At 41.3% G+C, this 17,743-nt stretch carries 22 protein-coding genes; all 22 read right to left on the reverse strand.

Annotated features, from left to right (window positions below; all coding sequences use genetic code 11):
* Positions 1-13: 13 nt before the first annotated feature.
* Entirely contained in the window at positions 14-337 is a 324-nt protein-coding gene (locus C1T21_RS09350; RefSeq protein WP_103048033.1) for a YtxH domain-containing protein, read from the reverse strand.
* A 96-nt stretch (positions 338-433) separates the two neighbouring features.
* The gene (locus tag C1T21_RS09355) at positions 434-1,081 is read right to left on the reverse strand and encodes a helix-turn-helix transcriptional regulator (RefSeq protein ID WP_103048034.1); all 648 of its coding nucleotides are present in this window, start codon (positions 1,079-1,081) and stop codon (positions 434-436) included.
* An 8-nt stretch (positions 1,082-1,089) separates the two neighbouring features.
* On the reverse strand, positions 1,090-1,530 hold the full coding sequence (locus C1T21_RS09360) for a DUF86 domain-containing protein (protein ID WP_023987986.1): 441 nt from the start codon (positions 1,528-1,530) through the stop codon (positions 1,090-1,092).
* 24 nt (positions 1,531-1,554) lie between these two features.
* Positions 1,555-1,842, reverse strand: a complete 288-nt coding sequence (locus C1T21_RS09365) for a Dabb family protein (protein ID WP_013309679.1) — start codon at positions 1,840-1,842, stop codon at positions 1,555-1,557.
* Between the two features lie 80 nt (positions 1,843-1,922).
* Positions 1,923-2,348, reverse strand: a complete 426-nt coding sequence (locus tag C1T21_RS09370; RefSeq protein WP_013309678.1) for a phage holin family protein — start codon at positions 2,346-2,348, stop codon at positions 1,923-1,925.
* A 207-nt stretch (positions 2,349-2,555) separates the two neighbouring features.
* Positions 2,556-3,692 (reverse strand): polysaccharide deacetylase family protein, encoded by a 1,137-nt coding sequence (locus C1T21_RS09375; RefSeq protein WP_103048035.1) that lies wholly within the window; start codon positions 3,690-3,692, stop codon positions 2,556-2,558.
* A 1,020-nt stretch (positions 3,693-4,712) separates the two neighbouring features.
* Positions 4,713-4,904, reverse strand: a complete 192-nt coding sequence (locus C1T21_RS28445; protein ID WP_180984567.1) for an IS3 family transposase — start codon at positions 4,902-4,904, stop codon at positions 4,713-4,715.
* On the reverse strand, positions 4,840-5,151 hold the full coding sequence (locus C1T21_RS28450) for a DDE-type integrase/transposase/recombinase (protein ID WP_103048037.1): 312 nt from the start codon (positions 5,149-5,151) through the stop codon (positions 4,840-4,842). Before C1T21_RS28450 ends, C1T21_RS28445 begins: the two co-directional genes overlap by 65 nt.
* Positions 5,106-5,423, reverse strand: coding sequence for a helix-turn-helix domain-containing protein (locus C1T21_RS09395; protein WP_258012402.1), 318 nt, complete (start codon positions 5,421-5,423; stop codon positions 5,106-5,108). The genes C1T21_RS28450 and C1T21_RS09395 overlap by 46 nt, the downstream gene beginning before the upstream one ends.
* A gap of 58 nt (positions 5,424-5,481) precedes the next feature.
* A complete protein-coding gene (locus tag C1T21_RS28455) occupies positions 5,482-5,685 on the reverse strand; it encodes a sigma factor-like helix-turn-helix DNA-binding protein (protein ID WP_103048038.1) in 204 nt (67 codons plus the stop codon).
* 196 nt (positions 5,686-5,881) lie between these two features.
* Positions 5,882-6,580: an SDR family oxidoreductase gene (locus C1T21_RS09405; protein ID WP_103048039.1), complete on the reverse strand. Its 699-nt coding sequence runs from the start codon at positions 6,578-6,580 to the stop codon at positions 5,882-5,884.
* 262 nt (positions 6,581-6,842) lie between these two features.
* The gene (locus tag C1T21_RS09410; RefSeq protein ID WP_103048040.1) at positions 6,843-7,415 is read right to left on the reverse strand and encodes a TetR/AcrR family transcriptional regulator; all 573 of its coding nucleotides are present in this window, start codon (positions 7,413-7,415) and stop codon (positions 6,843-6,845) included.
* A 130-nt stretch (positions 7,416-7,545) separates the two neighbouring features.
* A complete protein-coding gene (locus C1T21_RS27850; RefSeq protein ID WP_308411638.1) occupies positions 7,546-7,995 on the reverse strand; it encodes a zinc-binding dehydrogenase in 450 nt (149 codons plus the stop codon).
* Positions 7,959-8,609, reverse strand: coding sequence for an NADP-dependent oxidoreductase (locus C1T21_RS27855; RefSeq protein WP_258012404.1), 651 nt, complete (start codon positions 8,607-8,609; stop codon positions 7,959-7,961). The genes C1T21_RS27850 and C1T21_RS27855 overlap by 37 nt, the downstream gene beginning before the upstream one ends.
* A 10-nt stretch (positions 8,610-8,619) precedes the next feature.
* A complete protein-coding gene (locus tag C1T21_RS09420) occupies positions 8,620-9,633 on the reverse strand; it encodes an NADP-dependent oxidoreductase (protein WP_103048041.1) in 1,014 nt (337 codons plus the stop codon).
* A gap of 379 nt (positions 9,634-10,012) precedes the next feature.
* Positions 10,013-11,095 carry an alkene reductase gene (locus C1T21_RS09425; RefSeq protein ID WP_103048042.1) on the reverse strand — a complete coding sequence of 361 codons (1,083 nt, stop codon included), beginning with the start codon at positions 11,093-11,095 and terminating at the stop codon, positions 10,013-10,015.
* A gap of 57 nt (positions 11,096-11,152) precedes the next feature.
* Complete coding sequence (locus C1T21_RS09430; RefSeq protein ID WP_103048043.1) at positions 11,153-11,905, reverse strand: SDR family NAD(P)-dependent oxidoreductase; 753 nt, start codon at positions 11,903-11,905, stop codon at positions 11,153-11,155.
* A 279-nt stretch (positions 11,906-12,184) separates the two neighbouring features.
* Entirely contained in the window at positions 12,185-12,970 is a 786-nt protein-coding gene (locus tag C1T21_RS09435; protein ID WP_103048044.1) for an SDR family NAD(P)-dependent oxidoreductase, read from the reverse strand.
* A 190-nt stretch (positions 12,971-13,160) separates the two neighbouring features.
* A complete protein-coding gene (locus C1T21_RS09440) occupies positions 13,161-13,739 on the reverse strand; it encodes a TetR/AcrR family transcriptional regulator (RefSeq protein WP_103048045.1) in 579 nt (192 codons plus the stop codon).
* A gap of 153 nt (positions 13,740-13,892) precedes the next feature.
* Positions 13,893-14,588: a hypothetical protein gene (locus tag C1T21_RS09445; RefSeq protein ID WP_180984569.1), complete on the reverse strand. Its 696-nt coding sequence runs from the start codon at positions 14,586-14,588 to the stop codon at positions 13,893-13,895.
* A 119-nt stretch (positions 14,589-14,707) separates the two neighbouring features.
* Positions 14,708-17,038, reverse strand: a complete 2,331-nt coding sequence (locus C1T21_RS09450; RefSeq protein ID WP_103048046.1) for a hypothetical protein — start codon at positions 17,036-17,038, stop codon at positions 14,708-14,710.
* Between the two features lie 6 nt (positions 17,039-17,044).
* Complete coding sequence (locus C1T21_RS09455) at positions 17,045-17,608, reverse strand: hypothetical protein (protein WP_103048047.1); 564 nt, start codon at positions 17,606-17,608, stop codon at positions 17,045-17,047.
* Positions 17,609-17,743 lie beyond the last annotated feature (135 nt).

Here is a 17,743-nt window from a genome sequence, read left to right on the forward strand (position 1 = left end):
GTTTTACAAACCGTTACAGAGCATCTTTTTCCGTATCTTCTTGACCAGTCGCTGATGAAATACTAACCTCAGGAATAATTTCACCCTTTTTACGCCATTGCCCGATTTCATGAATGACGGCTGAGGCTGTCTCCTTAATTTTGTCAGTATACTCAATTGAGGTGTCTGAAATTTTCCCCGCTAGCTCCTGTCCCTTATCACTTACGTTGCGCGCCTGATCTGTAATATTCTGACGCAGCTCACGACCTGACTTAGGGGCAAATAACAAAGCAGCAACCGAACCAACAATGCTGCCTGCCAACGCGCCTCGGATAAAACTTTTGCAGTTCTCCTTCATCATCATCTCTCCCTTGTGCCCGGGCGAATGCCCATCTGTTAGTGCATTATAAGCATGGAGAGCTTGTCATGATACAGGAAACAAGCCTGAAAAGTTTTACTTTTTTTTAGAGCGGATACGATACAGGCAACAACGGCCCCCATCCGCCAAACAATCCTCACGAACAACCTCGGCATCAAGCAGCTCCTCAAACATTTGCTGCTCGCATTCACAAGCCTTGCGGTAACGGCCTGCAATTTGAGAGATAGGACAATTGTATTCCACAATAGAGTAGCTACCATCCTCTTCCTCGCGCCACTCTGCCATATATCCGGAAGCATTTTGGATGCCCGAAAGCTTTTCTACACGTGAAGCCAGTGTAGTCTCCCCCTTCATGTGAGGGGCGTAGCGCTTCATCATTTTACGTTTTCTACCATCAAACAGCGAGTAAACAGCTTCCATTCCCTGCTCTTCATCGAGTTCCTCTAACAGTTCCAGTAACAAATGATCATAATTACGTGGAAACTGCTCGCTTCCCTGCTCGCTCAGGCTGTATAAAAACGTCGGGCGTCCCATCGCCTGTCTCACGATCGTAGCCACGATCAGACCATCCTGCTCCATCAATTTGAGATGCCTGCGCACTCCCATTTCGGTAATGCCCAATTGAGCTGCCAAGCTTCCGACGCCCACAGGTCCCTGGGTTTTCAATAGTGTCATGATCATGCGCCTAGTGGGCATTTCGGGTACGATATACTTATCCGTCACTTTAGCCTTTACACTCCCTCGGGCTGGGGACCCAATTCCTTATTTAAATAATCATGCACGTTAGATGCAAAAAGCTCCAGCAACCCAGGCAGCTTAGGTGTAAGCGGGTGAAGGCTTGTCCGGTCCCAATGAAAGTACTCCTGTACTAGGGGTTTACGTAAGCCTACCAGCTCTACTAACGAATGAAATACGGTATCATCCAGTACACCTTCCTCATGAATGATACCGATAATATCCTCATAGCTACTAGCGTCACGCATAATAAATCCGTCGATGATATAGCTTCCTACGTCCGTTACCGTCTCAATGGCCAGATGAAGGCAGCGCTCCTGCACTAGCCCCTGCAACAGATCGCCGTTCCAGGCAGCAGAAGTCTGGCGAAGTCCGGCGACAATGTCGGGAACAGCCCCTAGTCGAAGCTCAATTTGTTCCCGGTTAACATAATACAAGGTCCTGCACCTCCAGTAATCGCTTTAGATTTCATAATCAACTGCGATAGATACATCCTTCACTTCATTCATGTGTACAATAATTTCCTGGTGCACAGGATGTACCTGGTACGTTTGCAAATCCTCCAGTGTTTCGACAACAGCGGTAAGGGAAATATCATAAGAACGTTCCGAACGAATCACATCCGTACCTACTTCGAGTGACAGCAGCTCTTTGATTTTGCCGTTCATACTGCGCAAAATGGATGCTGTGTGCTCAATGCTTTCGGGGGAGCGGTCTTTCAATTTGAACAAAACAATATGTTTAATCATGCGTATAGGCTCCTTATCTTAAAATGTTCTCTTGAAAATTTTATCATAACGCCCCACATACGGAAAGAAACTTTGTAATTCTAGCGATCTTTTCCGCCATTTTTACCATCAGACTCCTTGTCCTTTAATAGGGCAAAAAAATTCTTGAGCTTTGGTGGGAGCGGCAGACCCATTCGTGAACAGTTTTCCGTAATAGAGATCAATTCATTGGATAAATAAAAATACGTCGCCGCCCCTTTCATGATTTCGGTACCCATCAGGAGATCCACGTGATGCGCCAAAGAAATCACCATTAGCATTAAAGCCTTTCTCGCCAGCCCCCAAAAGCCGGCTTTACTGCTCAAACCTTGCCCAGTCTTAATTGCTGCGGCGACTCCAGTCACATAATCAACAGCCATTGCAACCGTGAATAGCACCATTAGCTGATTCCAGCCGCCAAAGGCAAACGTAATAAGGGCTCCTGCGGTAGCGCAAATCATACTAAACATACTCGGATTAATATTCATACCTCTCCTCCTCTCGGGGCGGTTACTGTAATATATGCAGCGACGTGGTAACCCGTAAAGTCATATGACCTGTGCATAGACATGAATTCATAGATTCATATAAAGCATGCTGCAAACTTCACAATTCTGAGCAAATACAACAAAAAGACACCTTTTCAACCACTATATAAATGGTTGAAAAGGTGTCTTTTCTTTCATGCTATTCAATTAACGATGATCATTCCAAAAATTAAGCGGAGTCATGTTATCATTCAACGGCTCGAACGAATAGCCTTCTTTCTGCAAAGCAGCCATGATTTGTGGAAGCACCTTGATCGTAGATGGCTTATCATGCATAAGAACGACTGGTGTTCTGCCTTGCTTTTTCAATCTTTTAATATCACTTAGGACAGTCTGTACAAAATGCTCTGGATTTTTGGTATAACGCCAATCATTGGAATCGATGTTCCAGTCCCAAATATGATAGCCTGCGCCCGTCAGTTGATCGCGGTATGCTTTCTTCAAATATGGTTTGCTGCCATAAGGTGTACGAATCAAAGAAGTGCGTTTTCCTGTAGCCTTAAATAAAATTTCGTTATCCTGATTCATCTCTGCCAGTGCTGCTGCCGGGGATGCATAGATTTTCTTCACCTGATGCGTCATCCCATGCAAGCCCAAACCATGACCTGCCTCTACCATTCTTTTCATCACTGCGCTATGTTGACGAATTTCAGGCCCTAGCATGAAGAACGTAGCCTTCGCATTATATTTATCTAAAATATCCAGCAGCTGCGACGTATGCGCCGTAGGACCATCATCGAAGCTCAAATAAATCGTACGGCTGGATGATGAGGCAGTTCCCTTGTTGCCTGTATTGCTGGCTTTGTCAGGTTTGACAGCTGCATACTGTTTAATTTCTGTTGCGAATGTATTCAAAAACTGAGCATCAGACAAACTAGCATTTGAGTTCTGAATTCGATACAGATTACTTGTTGGAAGCGTAATAGTGAAGCCAAACGCATCGGTCAAAGTGCGAATTGGCACCATTGTACGATCTCCACGCTCGAACACATCCCCCTTGTTCAAATCCAGCGTAAAGCTGCGATTATGTCCAGTCAGTACCAATGTATTTCCGTTGGCCGAAGTAGAAATCCCCATCTTTTGCCCTAATGTAACGATAGGAACATACAACTTATCATTTTTCATTACGGGCTGAATGGTATTCGAATCTAGCAACACATCATTGACCCCCAGCAAAGGAGCCTTCGCTTGTGCACTCGCCGTATTCGTATGTATACCTAGCAAACCCAAACAACAGATTGCCATCAAGCATACAGCCATCCATTTTGCATTTAAAAACTTCATTCATTACACCATCCTGTGCTGTATTTTATAATGTGCGGGAGCTATCTCTAGCTTGTCTATGAAGTTATACAGACATGACGATATAGACATGGCAATATAGACATTCACTCAACATATAGAACATATACGCATATGAACCGACTGAACCTGACGTCTTTTCGTTCCCCCTATATATATTAATAGATTACCAGACTATAGTAGGTAAATATAGTAAAACAATTTGAAAACAATCTCGCAACCCCCCTGCCAGAGAAGGTTACAAAGTTGTGAATAAATTTTGATAGAACTAGAGACTACCTGAAGAAAATGAAGGTAAGGATCGCCTCATTAATAAACCTGCACTTTGCGGAATCATAACCATCTGGCTCGCAAGTATTGAAGTTCTGTGGTGCTGTTCCATAGCTCCCGAGTAACGGAAATGGATTTTATGCCTTCTCCTGTAAAGAACTATATCCCCCAATGTCATAGTTATGTTACTAGATTTATAGAATTATACGGGGACGCAAAAAAAATCACCATAAGGAATTTCAAGTGCTTTATAATTTTGTTTTAAGTTACTCGTGTAGTCGTCCTTTGCAGCTTTGATAATGACATAATATACACGCGTTGAAAACTGATTATTGCTAAACAAGCGAGAATTAGTCTCGTTTGTGGTCTAATAAAGCCCCTTCTCGAAAAAAGGAATTTTTCATCTTCCTTATTATTTGGCTTCAGGAAAATTATCCTTGATTGGTGGGGTAGAGTCCCAGCTTATCAGTTTAATATGATACTTATCAAGTAATTCATTTGAATTGGAAAATTGAGTGTTAATAGTCCTTCCATCTTTTTTAATGATAATGCCTTCTTGTTCAATAAATATAGAGTCAGCAACGGTTTGCTGATACTCGTCGGTGCTATCCAAACATTTTTGAAAACTAATTGTCCATTATAACCATAGCTAACATTTTGAATAAAAATGCCCCTTGTATTCGTAGCTGTTCCTTTGGTCAAGACCCCATTTTATAGACACTGAAAAAGACCCTAGGCTATAAGCTGCTTCCGATACTCTTTCGGAGGCAGCTTATTTAACTTTCGTTGTGGTCGACTTTGATTGTAAAATCGAATATATTCTTCTATTCTCCTTTGTTCCTCGTCCATATTTCGGATATCATATGGATAGGAGCCCTTCCGTTTTAAGATGCGAGAAGAAGCTCTCCATCGAGGCATTATCATAACAATTGCCTCGGCGAGACATGCTGATCCGGGCGCCAACCTTTGGCAACATGTCATGGTACGCATGGGACGTGTACTGGAATCCCTGGTCGCTGTGAACGATGAGGCCAGTCACGTCTTTTTGCTGTTTCCAGGCTTGTCGAAACGTCAAAAGCGTACATAGTTTGCTAATGGGATAGTCTTTCGCAGCTTTCTCAATGGTTACATATTTGTGCGCTTCATCTCCTGTATCCAGATTTCCAAACACTTTTTTAGCATGTCATTTTCCCGTTTCAACTTCTGTACATACCTATCCTGATCAATGTACTCCTTACGTCGCCCTCGCTGGTCCATTAGCCCGAATTCACCAAGTTCCTTGTATTTGCGCATCCATTCTTTTAATCGATGTCGATCTGCGATCCCAAACTTCTCCATCAGTCTACGATACGTCCAACCTTCTTCGATATGGAGTCGTATAGCCTCTACCTTGGTTTCAAACGTATACTCACTCCTTAAACTTTGTTCTTTTTTTCCTGGCATAAAAAATGCACCCCCTAGATTTCATCGGATAAACCAGGGGTTTATTCCAATGTCTATTCTAAGGGGTGCACTTCAGTTTCTCCAGGTGGCTTTTTAATTTTAGTAATACTTTCTTTCTTAACTTGGTAGCCGCTTGTCTAGTACTCCCCAGAGATTCTGCAATTTCCTTATCTGTCTGGTCCTGCATAAATTTAAGATAAAGTACCTTTCTTTCGGATGGTCTCAATGTTTTAATAGCTTCTGAGAGAATTCTATCGGTAATTGGCTATCTGCAGAGAAGTTATGTTTAGTATTGGGCTCACCTTTCACTTTCTCAAGCGGTCTTACATGGAAAGCAACCCGATGTAACTTCTTGAAATAGTCTCTACTAACATGCTGCAAACATAGCTTAATGTAAACACTGAAACCTTTTTCAACTGCTTTGTTAGTCAAAAGTTTAGAACCCATTACAGCGTGTTTTAGGTGAGCTGTGGGTATATTGCAGCAACACCGCCTGCAAGACCACTTTGTACAGTGCGGCTTACATCGTCGGCAATAATTTCAAAGCTATCTGACTCTAAACCATCAATAGCAATTTTGGCAATATCCGCAGGATTGGATTTAGGAGCTTCAACGCCTGCCGTCATATCTGTGTCCATAAATCCCACATGAAGACTAGCGACTCTCACTTTTTGGGGATACAGATTTAAGCGCAATACGTTTGTCAGTCCCCACTCTGCCGCTTTTGCAGCCGTATAAGCGCCTTCCCTTCCCATACTAACCCAAGATAACACTGAAAGAATATTCAGAATTGAACCTCCACCATTTTTTGCTATAATAGGTGCGAAAGCACGGACCATAGATAATGTACCAAAGACATGTGTATTAAACTCCAAGTGTATTTTATCTAGTTCTCCGTCAAGTAAAGAAGTGTCGGTAGACGTGCCTGCATTATTGATCAGAAGCGTAACATCCTTTGCTGCTAGAATAGCTGCTGATACCTCCTGAGGGTTCGTAATATCAAGTTTTACAGGTATTACTCCGGGAATGTCAACTGAATCAGGATTTCTAGCCCCCGCATAAACCTTAGCCCCTCTGGAGAGAAGTTCAAGTACAAGTTGGCGACCAAGACCTCTATTCGCACCAGTAACAAAAGCGACTTGTTCAGAAATATTCATTTTTTTACTCCTTTAGTTTTTTTTGAGCAGAACATCTTACTTTTTCGAACTATTCATAATGCCATACATGCAGCTAACGAAGTTATCTAATATAGAATGTTCATTCTATTATTTCCATATAATTACTTGAGATTATCTTTAATAAAGTCGAGCTTCCTTCATTCATCACATAATTTGAATTTTATTCACTTCTCGCGCAGAGATCGTTCTTAAAGTACCACTGACCTACCCAATTCAGATCAGGGGCTTTAAGATTCGTTTTTTAATCTAAAATACTTAGTGTTGTATTAATAATACCCGATAACTTCTCTTGATTGGTTGCTGTTTTGACCATTGTACGTAATCCTAGCCAAGCATTCATAAAGTAATGGGAAAGGACCTCAGGGTCAAGTTTAGCTGCGATCTCACCTGTTTGCTGACCAATAAGAATAAGTTCGTATAATAATTTTTCAGTTTTTGTATAGCTATCTTCAACAAAAGAAGATACCTCTTGATCTAACATGCCTAGTTCCACACCAGAATTCACGAGGAAACACCCTTGAGGATCTCCTTCTTTCTCTAAAGTGGTCTGCAAAAAATATTGTAATAATTGTTTAACCGGCTCTTGCTTCTCAACCAATAGCCTCATTTTGTTATTTTGAATAGCTTCATATCTTTTAAGTGCACTCATAAATAAAGCATGCTTATCACCAAAAGTATCATAGATGCTTCTTCTATGAATCCCCATATATTCAACCAATTCTTGCATCGAAGTTTTTTCATAACCTTGCACCCAAAAAAGATGTATTGCTTTATCCAATACTTCATTTACCTCAAATTCTTTATGTCTTGCCATAATCATCACCTCGTGCATTCATTATACATTGAAGTGAGCATTCAGAAAACTTATAGGTATAACGTGAAATACCGACTCTTGGGATATCTGAGTCATGGATAACATTTGACAATAAAATTAATAAGCTTTGTCAAATATTTGTTGTTTCTACCTCCTTGGTAGTTAGAATAATTTTCCCTTTGGCAGTTCCTTGTGCGATTTTTGCAATAGCTTCATTCACTTGTGAAAATGGAAATGTCGAATCAATTATTGGTTTCACACCTGTTTCATCGATCCATTGAGTAATATTTTTTAATTGAATGCCATTGGGCTGAACATATAAGAAATCATATGTTTTATGCTGAAGATACGCCGCTATGTCAAATGGCATTCCAATCGCACTAAAAATAATTTTCTGTATCGTTGAAAATCCACCTTGTCGAGCTGCAAAACGTGCATTGGGCCCAGCAATCAATGATAACAATTTCCCACCAGATTTTAATATACTTAATTCTTTCCTGAACTCGCTTGCACCTCGGGTGTCAATCACGTAATCGAAATCTTTCAGTAGCTTAACATAATCTTGCCTTTGATAATCAATAAAATGGGTAGCTTAACATAATCTTGCCTTTGATAATCAATAAAATGGTCTGCACCAATAGATGATGCTACATGGCGAGACGATTCATCACCACTGACAGCTACGAAAAGTTTTTTTGATTTTGCATACGGAATGGCAATTTGTCCGAAGCCCCCCGTTCCACCGGGAATGAACAGCTTCGAGCCAGCCTTCACCTTCAGTACATTCAATGCCTGCACAACTGTCAAAGCTGATAATGGAACTGCTGCGGCTTCTTCAAAAGAAAGATTTCCGGGCATTTTCGCAACAATACTTGCATCAGCAACAACGTATTCTGCAAAAGCTCCCATTGTATTCAGGGGCAGTAGCGCATATACTCTGTCACCCGTTATTAAATTTCTAACCTCTTGACCCACCGCTTCAATTACACCTGAAACATCAATGCCTAGCGTTAATGGAAACTTATATTGGTCAAATACACGCACCTTTCCATTAATCGCTAGTTTGAGATGTGGATCAACACCTGCAGCATACATTTTTATTAGTACTTGATGTTTGTCTATTCTGGAGATGGGTATATCATTGATGTGAGCCTCCAGCTTTTTCGAGTAACCGTTTATTTGGACTGCTTTCATCGTGTTCTCCTTAGAAATTTATAATCACCTTCCCCTTCAGACGTCCATTTGCGACTAATTCTAACGCTTCATTTATTTCGCTAATAGTAAACTGTTTTGGATGCAGCGGTGGAACAATATTATTTTTTTCAATAATTTTGGTGATTTCTTTTAACTGTGCGCCGTCAGAACGAACGAAGATAAAACGATATTCCACATTTTTCTTTTTGGCCTTGTTATCATATTTTGCTCCAACAGCAGAAAATAGCTTTTGTTTCCACCATGGAAAATGATGATCTTCTGCAAAACGTCTATTTGGTCCCGTTTTCAGAGAGAGCAGTCTTCCCCCTGGTTTAATAATTTTCAATTCATTGTCGAATTCCTTGACTCCCAAGGTATCTATCACATAATCAATATTTGACAACAAATCAACATAGTTTTCCTTAGTGTAATCTAAATATTGGTCTGCACCAATTTCTAAAGTACGTTCGCGTGCTTGTGAGTTACCACTAACAATAACCTTTAGCCCCATATCCTTTGCAATCGGGACAGCCATTTGACCAAAACTACCTGATCCACCTGGGATAAATACAGACTTTCCAGACTGTGCCTCAAGTTCTTCATGCAAGCCTTGATACGCCGTAAGCCCAGTCAATGCTGCTGCAGCGGCTTCTGCATAGGACAAATTTTTAGGCATAGGCGCAATTGCATCAGCATCAATCGCAGCATATTCCGCAAAAGCACCAATTTTATTTAGTGGTAGTCGTGTGTACACTTCATCACCTATATAAAATCCTTTTACATTTCTACCTACTTTTTCAACAATCCCTGCCAATTCATTACCAAGTGTCAGCGGGAATTTATAATCTTGAATCAGTTTCACGCTACCTGTAATAACTAACATTTCGAGCGGGTTAACGGCGGCAGATTTGACCTTTACCAAAACTTCGTTGTCAGCAATTTCTGGAATAGGAATATCATTGACTTGAGCATGGAGTTTTTTTGAATATTTAGTAATTCGAGCTGCTTTCATAAGTGTTTTCATTGTTAATTGACATCCTTCCTTTTGTTTCCTTATAGAGGTGCAGATGGATCAAAGCACAAAAAGCAATGCTTGATAAAAGATATTTCCATAATTAATCAGTTAATATTGGTATGTGCACAACTAATTTTAATGAAGCAAATATCAGGTTCTAGAATGACCTGGAGTAGTTCCTTAAAGCAGCAAATACTTATTGGCATAGAACAATTTACTTGTCAAGCACTGATCTTTATGCTGATCCAAGAGGCTGTATCCAAATAGGATTTCTCTAAAAAATTGTTCTTTAAGTCGTTTTTTTCATAGATAAATTTATGGCGTACAATTTTTCAGTTGTACGCCATTTTGAGCATTTCAATAATTGTCAATTTTATTTTGAATCCAGTTACTTACTTTCCTTGTGCTCTAATTCTTTCAAGGTAGGATAATCCGTGTACCCCTTGCTTCCGCCGCCATAAAATGTTGCAGAATCTGCTTCATTTAATGGAGCGCCTGTTTTAAGTCGCTCTACGAAATCCGGATTAGCTAATGACCATACTCCAACAGGTGCTAAATCAGCAAGGCCGCTGTCAATATCAACACTGATATTGTCTATTGTCCGCCCAGCCCGATTGACTAATAGCGGATTAGTCCATAAAGAACGAATGTCTTGGAGCAATTCATCATTTCCAAGGTGCATGACGTGAAGATATGCTAAATTCAATTTAGCTAATTCTTTCGTCAAGTAACGGTAAAGCTCTGGCCCTTGTTCACCATCTTGAATTCCGCCAAGAGGCGTCCCTGGAGAAATGCGGAAGCCAGTTCTCTCTGGGCCAATCTCATCAACGACAGCTTTGGCTACTTCAATCGCAAAGCGAGCGCGATTTTCTATAGAACCACCATACTCATCAGTCCGCGTGTTTGAATTTTCTCCAATAAATTGGTTAATTAAATATCCGTTTGCTCCATGAATTTCAACACCGTCTGCACCTGCTGCAATAGCTGCAGCCGCGGCTTTTCGATAATCTTGAATGGTTGTTTGAATTTCTTCTTTACTTAGTTCACGTGGTACCGGGATCTCCTGCATACCTGTAGCTGTAAACGTTTCTATCCCCGGAGCAATTGCAGATGGCGCGACAGGTTGTCGATGGTGCGGTGTATTGTCAGGGTGTGACACACGACCAGCATGCATTAACTGGATATAGATGTATCCGCCTGCTTCATGTACGGCACTGGTCACCTTTTTCCATCCTTCAATATGCTTTTCTGTATAGATCCCAGGTGTCATTAAGTATCCTTGACCATCGTCTGATGGTTGTGCGCCTTCCGTAATTAGAAGTCCCAAGGAGGCACGTTGAGCATAATAAAGTGCAGCCAACTCTCCAGGTGTACCATCTTCTTGTGCTCTACTGCGTGTCATTGGCGCCATCGCTAGTCGATGAGGCAATTCCATGTTTCCAATTTTTGTTTTACTCCATAATTTTTCCATTTTTATTTCTCCTATTTAAGTGAGATTAATTGAGTTTGCACAGATTTACAACTAGATTTAAAATTCTGAAATTACTGGATAAATTTGTCCTCTTAAATTGAAAGTATAATTTTGATCTACAATTCCTACCACTTCGTTGCTATCATACAGCTCCACCATGAAACCAGCCATTTGCTTAGAAGTATGATATTTAGGCATGTTTGCTTTAAAATCAAAAGCTTCAGCATCTATTGATTTTTGTGCAAATTCTGACTCCGTAATAGCTGGTGCTAGAATTTTCGCCTTTAATTTTGCACCTTTTAGTTCCAATTCTTTAGCAAGCCCTTCAGTAAAGGCACTAACATAATATTTGGATGCAGAGTATGTGACACTGCCTACAGCGATAGCATATCCAAGTGCTGAAGATACGTTAATCAACTGAGCGCCTTCTACATCAGCATAGTCTCTAACATAGAGCGTAGAAAGAATAGTCAAGGATTCAATGTTCACTCTCAGCATATTCTCTACTTTTTCCAATTTTTGATCAGCAACAAAGGCTCCTTCTCCAAGCCCTGCGTTATTAATCCATGTTTCAATTTGATATCTCTTCAAATCCTTATATAAATTGTATGCCTGATCAGTAACCGAGAGATCACTTGTAACAACAACAACATCAAGATCTGAATTTATCTCCTTAACCTTTGATTTAAGTTCTTCTAACTTATCTAATCTTCTGGCAACAATGATCAAGTTTTTTCCCCGAGCAGCAAACGCCAACGCAGTCTCATAACCAATTCCTGAACTTGCTCCTGTAATTACTGTATACTTCATGCAATTCTCTCCTTTTAATTTGAACGACCGTTAAAGAATGATCGTTCTATTTTGATCATAATGAAGGTTTTTTTAACCTAGAGAAATCTTATCATTTTTAGAACGATCAGTAAAGTATTTTTATCAAGGGAATTTGACTTGTATCTTTAACTTTTAAGCGGTTGAAATTCTTAAGAAAACTTACATCTTCCCCACGACAGAGCACAATTATTCTTCATACTTGATAAAAAGCTTTTGATAATTATTGCAGAATGCGAATTTAGCTTGTAGAAAGTGAAATCAGTGCCCCGTTCTGTTTTGTGTGGATCTAACCATACGGGTAACCAATTTGCGTGGCAGTAACCGCGGAATAAAGGCCATTAGTCGGTTGCGAGTCCCAGGTATGATGATAGTATCGCCACGCAAGAAGCCCCTATACCCTTCCTCAGCCACCTGACCAGCCTCCATGATTGCACCATTCTTTATCAATTTTGAATCGCCCATGCCCGAACGGTCTACAAAGCCGGTTGACGTAACTCCTGGGCATAATGCCGTCACAGTCACTCCCGTACCACTCAGTTCGTTTTCAAGAGCTTCGGTGAATGATAAAACATATGCTTTCGTTGCGTAGTAAATGGACATCATAGGTCCCGGAAAGAAAGCCACCAAGGAAGCTACATTCATCACGCCGCCCTGACCTCTTTTGACCATGTCCGGCAAGAACAGTTTTGTCATAATTGTCAAAGCCTTAATATTAACATCAATCATATTCGTTTCTTCTTCCAGGTTCGTCTCCAAAAATGTTCCATATAAGCCGAAGCCGGCATTATTAACAAGGTAGTCAACTACGATCCCTTTCTCCTTAAGTTCTGTAAAAATCTCCTCAGGTACGCCAGGTGACGCAACATCCTTGGCAATGACTACCACATGGGTTCCATGCTTCTTCTGATATTCCTTTGCAAGCTCAAGAAGTTTCCCCTTACTACGAGCCACTAACACCAAATTAAATCCATCCTTAGCGAAACGATCCGCTAACTCTTTCCCAATTCCACCTGATACTCCTGTAATAAGTACAGTTTTTTTCATTCTACAATTTCACCTCTATTTTTTGTGTGAACAATTATCGATTCATGGTATTTTCTAAGTCACAGCGAATATTAGCAATAATAATGGTATCAAATTGAGTGCACAATTTTGTTTGTGGGTTTTAGTTTGTGCTCAAAATAACACAAAATACAAGAACATTCATTCTAAAAAATGAAAAATAAAGGGTTGTTCATGTTTCCAAAATCCTCATTGACATATTGGCTATGCGCTGAAGCTTCTCTATAGGAATTGAAGTTCTTAGCATACTTCTTAACCCAACTCCTACATTATGCAGATATTCCGCTAATTCCTCAGCATCGTACTCAGAGGTGAACTCACCTTCTTTCTGCCCCCAAAGAATGATTTCCTTGAGGAGTTGCTCTGCTTTTAAGAACGCACAAATAGATTTTTCATTAACAGCAGCATCACGCACAGCCAACTCCACTGCCGAATTTACCATTAGACATCCTGTTGGCGAATTTTCTTCTCCGCAGATCATAATGTTAATAACAGATTGAAGTGCTTCCTTAGCATTTTGGGATCGATTAACTCCTCTTGAAAGAGAATCACTGATTTTATTGTCATAACGATCCAGCGCCATCAGAAAAAGTGTATGTTTGTCTCCAAATGTGTCATATAAACTTCTGCGATGGATTCCCATATGCTTAACCAAGTCTGTCATTGAGGTCTTCTCGTAGCCTTGTTCCCAAAAAAGCTGCATCGCTTTATCCAATACCTCGGTCTCATCAAACTCCTTACTTCTCGACATTTCATTTCCCTCCTTCAATTAATTTAACATATTGAGAACGATCAGTAAATAAAAAGTGTGCTAAATACACTTTTCTCCATTTACCAGTATTCCCATATTCTATATAACAATATCTCCTTATTACTCCTTTATGAGAAAGTGATGTTTTATCGTTCATTCATCGAGAGTATAGAACTGCAGTTTTGCCTTTGCCTTAGCACTGGCACTCAAATTAATTCTTTCATTAGTCGAATAAACAACTCCATAGAAGAACTTATGATCAAAAGGAGCATACACATCTGTTGTAGCAGATACCTGCAACAAACTTTGTTGAAGTAAACTCTGCCCGATCAGACCGTTTTCTCCTGGAGTCGGCACATATACGGAATCACTTACACCGGGTATGGATGGTATATCCATCTCAGTCGTGTCTGGAGCCGGTGCTTTACCCTCTTCCTTATCTAGCGGTTGTTGAGTTGCTTCTTCATACTGGGCGGCCTGAGTGGACTTTTCACCTTCCTTCAGCTCAGCCGACTCATCAGACGGTTCCGCCTTTGCATTTGTGCTCAATGTCAGTCCATTCTGCTGTACCCACAAGCTTGGACTTTGTTCCGGTAATGAGTTTTCTCCACCATCTTTTTGCCAAGCTTTATAAATATCATATAAAGTATAGCCTTTGGATAACTGTGCATTGACCCAAGCCTGATCCTTACCTGTTTGCTGTGCAAGCCATACTCTGGTAATAATCTGTGGAGTAGAAGACTGAGAAGCTGCCGCCTCTCCGTGCCCTTCTTCTCCATATGCCCATTTGCTCCATTGACCCAGCAACATTGCCATACATAGTAGACTACAAATATAACGTTTAAACACTCGCTCACCCCTATTTAATTTGTAAAAGGAAATACCTTCTTCGTCCGTCTAATGACGTTTCCGTTTAAATCATAATCTAGTTGAATTTGATCACCGGTGAACAAAATAACTTTATTCAGTCAGTTCCCTTTTCCATATTCATATGAAGTATCCTTACCGAGCGCCATATGTGCTGCCTTAATTACGGTTTGTAATGCGCCGCTACTGGTTTCTGTCAGCTTCACATAAACCGTTTTGCCTGCCTTTATCTCATACTCTAAGACCGTGTAATCCCAACCATATATTTGTGCTTGCTCTGTTGAAGAGACAAGCTGGTTACTAAAATCAGGGTCCGTAAACAAGCTTACAATGGGTTGCTGCGCAGCAAAGTTGGATTTCTCCTTCACAGCAAAACGGTAAATCCCGTCTTCTTTGGGTGTAAACCGATATTTCCCTTGTTGGCCTGCCGTAAAGTCAGCTTCTTTATCTATGAGCTCAATTAGTTCGTTCAGCCTACTGTCATCGTTATTTTTTACAGCAAACACACGATAAGGCGCTCCAAAGTTTTTAACAGCAGGAGCAACTGCAGCTACGGCAAGATGAATATTTGCATTAGCTGGCACTTGCTGTTGATTATCTGTCGCCTCTTTATGTTCACGAATCACTTTTCCAGCCTGATCCGTAACGGTATACTGATACGTTCCACCAGCCGCCTTCGCATTCGTCACGATAGGGGCCTCCTGACTTCCGCGACGGCTTTCGTTTGAAGCATCTGTCGTTAATGAGGAAGCCTGTGAACCAGTATTATGGAATACATAGCTTTCTCCCTGCTTGACAGTGACTTGATTGCCTGTCGGCACCTGAGCATCCTCAACGTCGAATATTCCTAACACAGCTCCATAAGTCACTGGCACATCCGAAACCGTCGTTACAATGGCATATCCACCAGCCTGTACCAACGGCAATTGAGTCGTATCACTGGCCTGACTGTACACCGTCCCGTCTGCCTTGTAATTCATGTAATTCCACTTCATACCGCTGACTGAAATGACATCCAAGGCCTTGTCCAAAGTGCTTACATTTATAAATTTCCGACTTTCACCGCGTTTCAATGTAATTCGATGGAAGGCTGCCTGCCCACTAAGCAAAGCCTCCACCTTATTGCTATAGGTAAAGGTAATTGGCCGATCGGATACATTGGTGACAATTGCTTTACCGCCAGCGACAATCTCTGGGTCCACTGTATTGTTGAAATGATCTGATGTCAGTAATCGAAGTACTTTATAACTTGCAGCATCAAAGTGTGCATTGCCACTGCTTTTGTCATGCCGCAATGAATTTGATTGACTATCATGATTACGGAACTCATACGAATCCCCCGGCTCCAGCGTCGTTTGCCCGATACCATTATCATCTTCGCTGGCCTTAAAGCTCCGATAGATACCACCAAACGTGATTGGCGTGTCACTGGTTACCGTCACACTGGCCTTTTTACCTGCACCAACCAAAAAGGTTGAGTTCCCGGTATTGCGCCTGGATTGCTCTGTATCATCTGCTTTATACAGGACCACATCAAATTTTCCTTTAACGGTTTTGGCTATGCTGTGCAGATTCCTCAAATGATCACTAATATTGGTAAAAGCATAACTTTCACCTTTCGAAAGTGTTACCCGCAAGAAAGCAGGATGGCTACTCGTTTCCCAGGAAAAATCATCTGTATAGTCAAAGATAATAGGACTCGGACCGATCACAGTCACAATGGCATATCCCGAAGGCGGGACCATGGGACCAGACTGGCTGTTAAAACCAGAGGAATTTACTGTTCCAGCTGGCTTGTAAATAGCATAGTCGAACAAGCTTCCTACCTTTTTGGAGTTATTGTAGATCGGATTCATTAGCGTACCATTATTGTGGAAAATATAGCTCTTGCCTACCTCAAGCTCCATACGGCTGATTGCATCACCACCCACAGGACGAGCAATAAAATTGCGATATGGAGCCCCGTATGTCACCGGGTTTGCAGTGACCTGGGTAATTACCGCGTATCTATCCACAGTAATCTGCGGCTTCGCCGTAGTGCCACTGCCGCGTGAAGCCTCTGTTCCGTTTGCCAGATAAACAACATAGTCAAGTTTATCTTTAGATGTACCGTCACTTTCCACCGTATCCAATCGGGTTCCCACATTGATAAATTGGTAGCTTTCCCCCTGATTTAGGGTAACCCGCGCATAAGCCGGCTCGCCGGTGCTTTCTATACTGTATTTGCCGTATGGAAATCCGAAGGTCACCGCATTGGCAGTGGAACCTGTAATAATCAGTTCCTCGCCATCACCCAAAGAGGGATGAGCAATGCTATTAAGATCAGATGCGGATAAAGTTCTGTCCGCCTTGTATTTTGCGTAATCAAAACGGCGATTGTCTGCATTTGACCCATCATGCTGAATCGAACGGGCAGTCCATCCTTCATTCACAATCCGTTAGCTTTCATTTTTAGAGACCGTAACTCGCTCTAGTGCCGGGTCCTCCAATGTACTGTAGGTGAAGACGTCCGTTACTTTTACGGTTAATGCTGCTGTTCCTGTATTCGTAATAAACGCTGTGCCTCCCCCAGGAACACCAATGGGGCTTATCCCATAGTCCATATGGACAGTGCTGATGTCTCCGTCCTCTTTGTAACTTACACTATCGTACAAAATGCCTTTTGATTGAGAAGGGTTGCTATATATGGACTTACTGATCGTATCTGTATTCTCGAATTCATAGGTTTCCCCGGGTTCGATAACGATTGACGTATACTCCACCGTTGCCGCCAAGCTCATCATGAGTGCATTATAAACGCTGTTTGTTACAGAAGTGGGCGGATCAAAAGAAACTGTTTCATTAGTGATCTCCTGTTCCTTCTGTACCAAATCTGCTTGGTCCAGTTGCATTCCGTCCTTTACATCTTGTTTTTCCGCTCCTGCCACACTAGGCAAGCACAGCAAAGTGTTCGTTGCCAAAAGTGCCGTCAGAAACCATACCATTACCTTTTTACAAATCATCTAGCTGTATAACCTCCCTTTCTCTCGTCAAAAAAATTGCATGTCGGGCTGCAAAAACCCACTTTTCTCTCTGTACATCCTTACAATCATAAGAGAAGAACATATTACCTCCATTTCCATAAAAAATGTCACAAT

Source organism: Paenibacillus sp. F4, assembly GCF_002894905.1.
GTDB lineage: Bacteria > Bacillota > Bacilli > Paenibacillales > Paenibacillaceae > Paenibacillus > Paenibacillus polymyxa_B.

What these genes read in the sequence shown, in the direction of transcription:
- C1T21_RS09350 (WP_103048033.1), bottom strand. Translation starts at nt 337, where the DNA reads ATGAAGGAGAACTGCAAAAGTTTTATCCGAGGCGCGTTGGCAGGCAGC.
- C1T21_RS09365 (WP_013309679.1), bottom strand. Translation starts at nt 1,842, where the DNA reads ATGATTAAACATATTGTTTTGTTCAAATTGAAAGACCGCTCCCCCGAA.
- C1T21_RS09370 (WP_013309678.1), bottom strand. Translation starts at nt 2,348, where the DNA reads ATGAATATTAATCCGAGTATGTTTAGTATGATTTGCGCTACCGCAGGA.
- C1T21_RS09375 (WP_103048035.1), bottom strand. Translation starts at nt 3,692, where the DNA reads ATGAAGTTTTTAAATGCAAAATGGATGGCTGTATGCTTGATGGCAATC.
- C1T21_RS28445 (WP_180984567.1), bottom strand. Translation starts at nt 4,904, where the DNA reads ATGATAATGCCTCGATGGAGAGCTTCTTCTCGCATCTTAAAACGGAAG.
- C1T21_RS09395 (WP_258012402.1), bottom strand. Translation starts at nt 5,423, where the DNA reads ATGCCAGGAAAAAAAGAACAAAGTTTAAGGAGTGAGTATACGTTTGAA.
- C1T21_RS09405 (WP_103048039.1), bottom strand. Translation starts at nt 6,580, where the DNA reads ATGAATATTTCTGAACAAGTCGCTTTTGTTACTGGTGCGAATAGAGGT.
- C1T21_RS09410 (WP_103048040.1), bottom strand. Translation starts at nt 7,415, where the DNA reads ATGGCAAGACATAAAGAATTTGAGGTAAATGAAGTATTGGATAAAGCA.
- C1T21_RS27855 (WP_258012404.1), bottom strand. Translation starts at nt 8,609, where the DNA reads ATGAAAGCAGTCCAAATAAACGGTTACTCGAAAAAGCTGGAGGCTCAC.
- C1T21_RS09420 (WP_103048041.1), bottom strand. Translation starts at nt 9,633, where the DNA reads ATGAAAACACTTATGAAAGCAGCTCGAATTACTAAATATTCAAAAAAA.
- C1T21_RS09425 (WP_103048042.1), bottom strand. Translation starts at nt 11,095, where the DNA reads ATGGAAAAATTATGGAGTAAAACAAAAATTGGAAACATGGAATTGCCT.
- C1T21_RS09430 (WP_103048043.1), bottom strand. Translation starts at nt 11,905, where the DNA reads ATGAAGTATACAGTAATTACAGGAGCAAGTTCAGGAATTGGTTATGAG.
- C1T21_RS09435 (WP_103048044.1), bottom strand. Translation starts at nt 12,970, where the DNA reads ATGAAAAAAACTGTACTTATTACAGGAGTATCAGGTGGAATTGGGAAA.
- C1T21_RS09440 (WP_103048045.1), bottom strand. Translation starts at nt 13,739, where the DNA reads ATGTCGAGAAGTAAGGAGTTTGATGAGACCGAGGTATTGGATAAAGCG.
- C1T21_RS09455 (WP_103048047.1), bottom strand. Translation starts at nt 17,608, where the DNA reads ATGATTTGTAAAAAGGTAATGGTATGGTTTCTGACGGCACTTTTGGCA.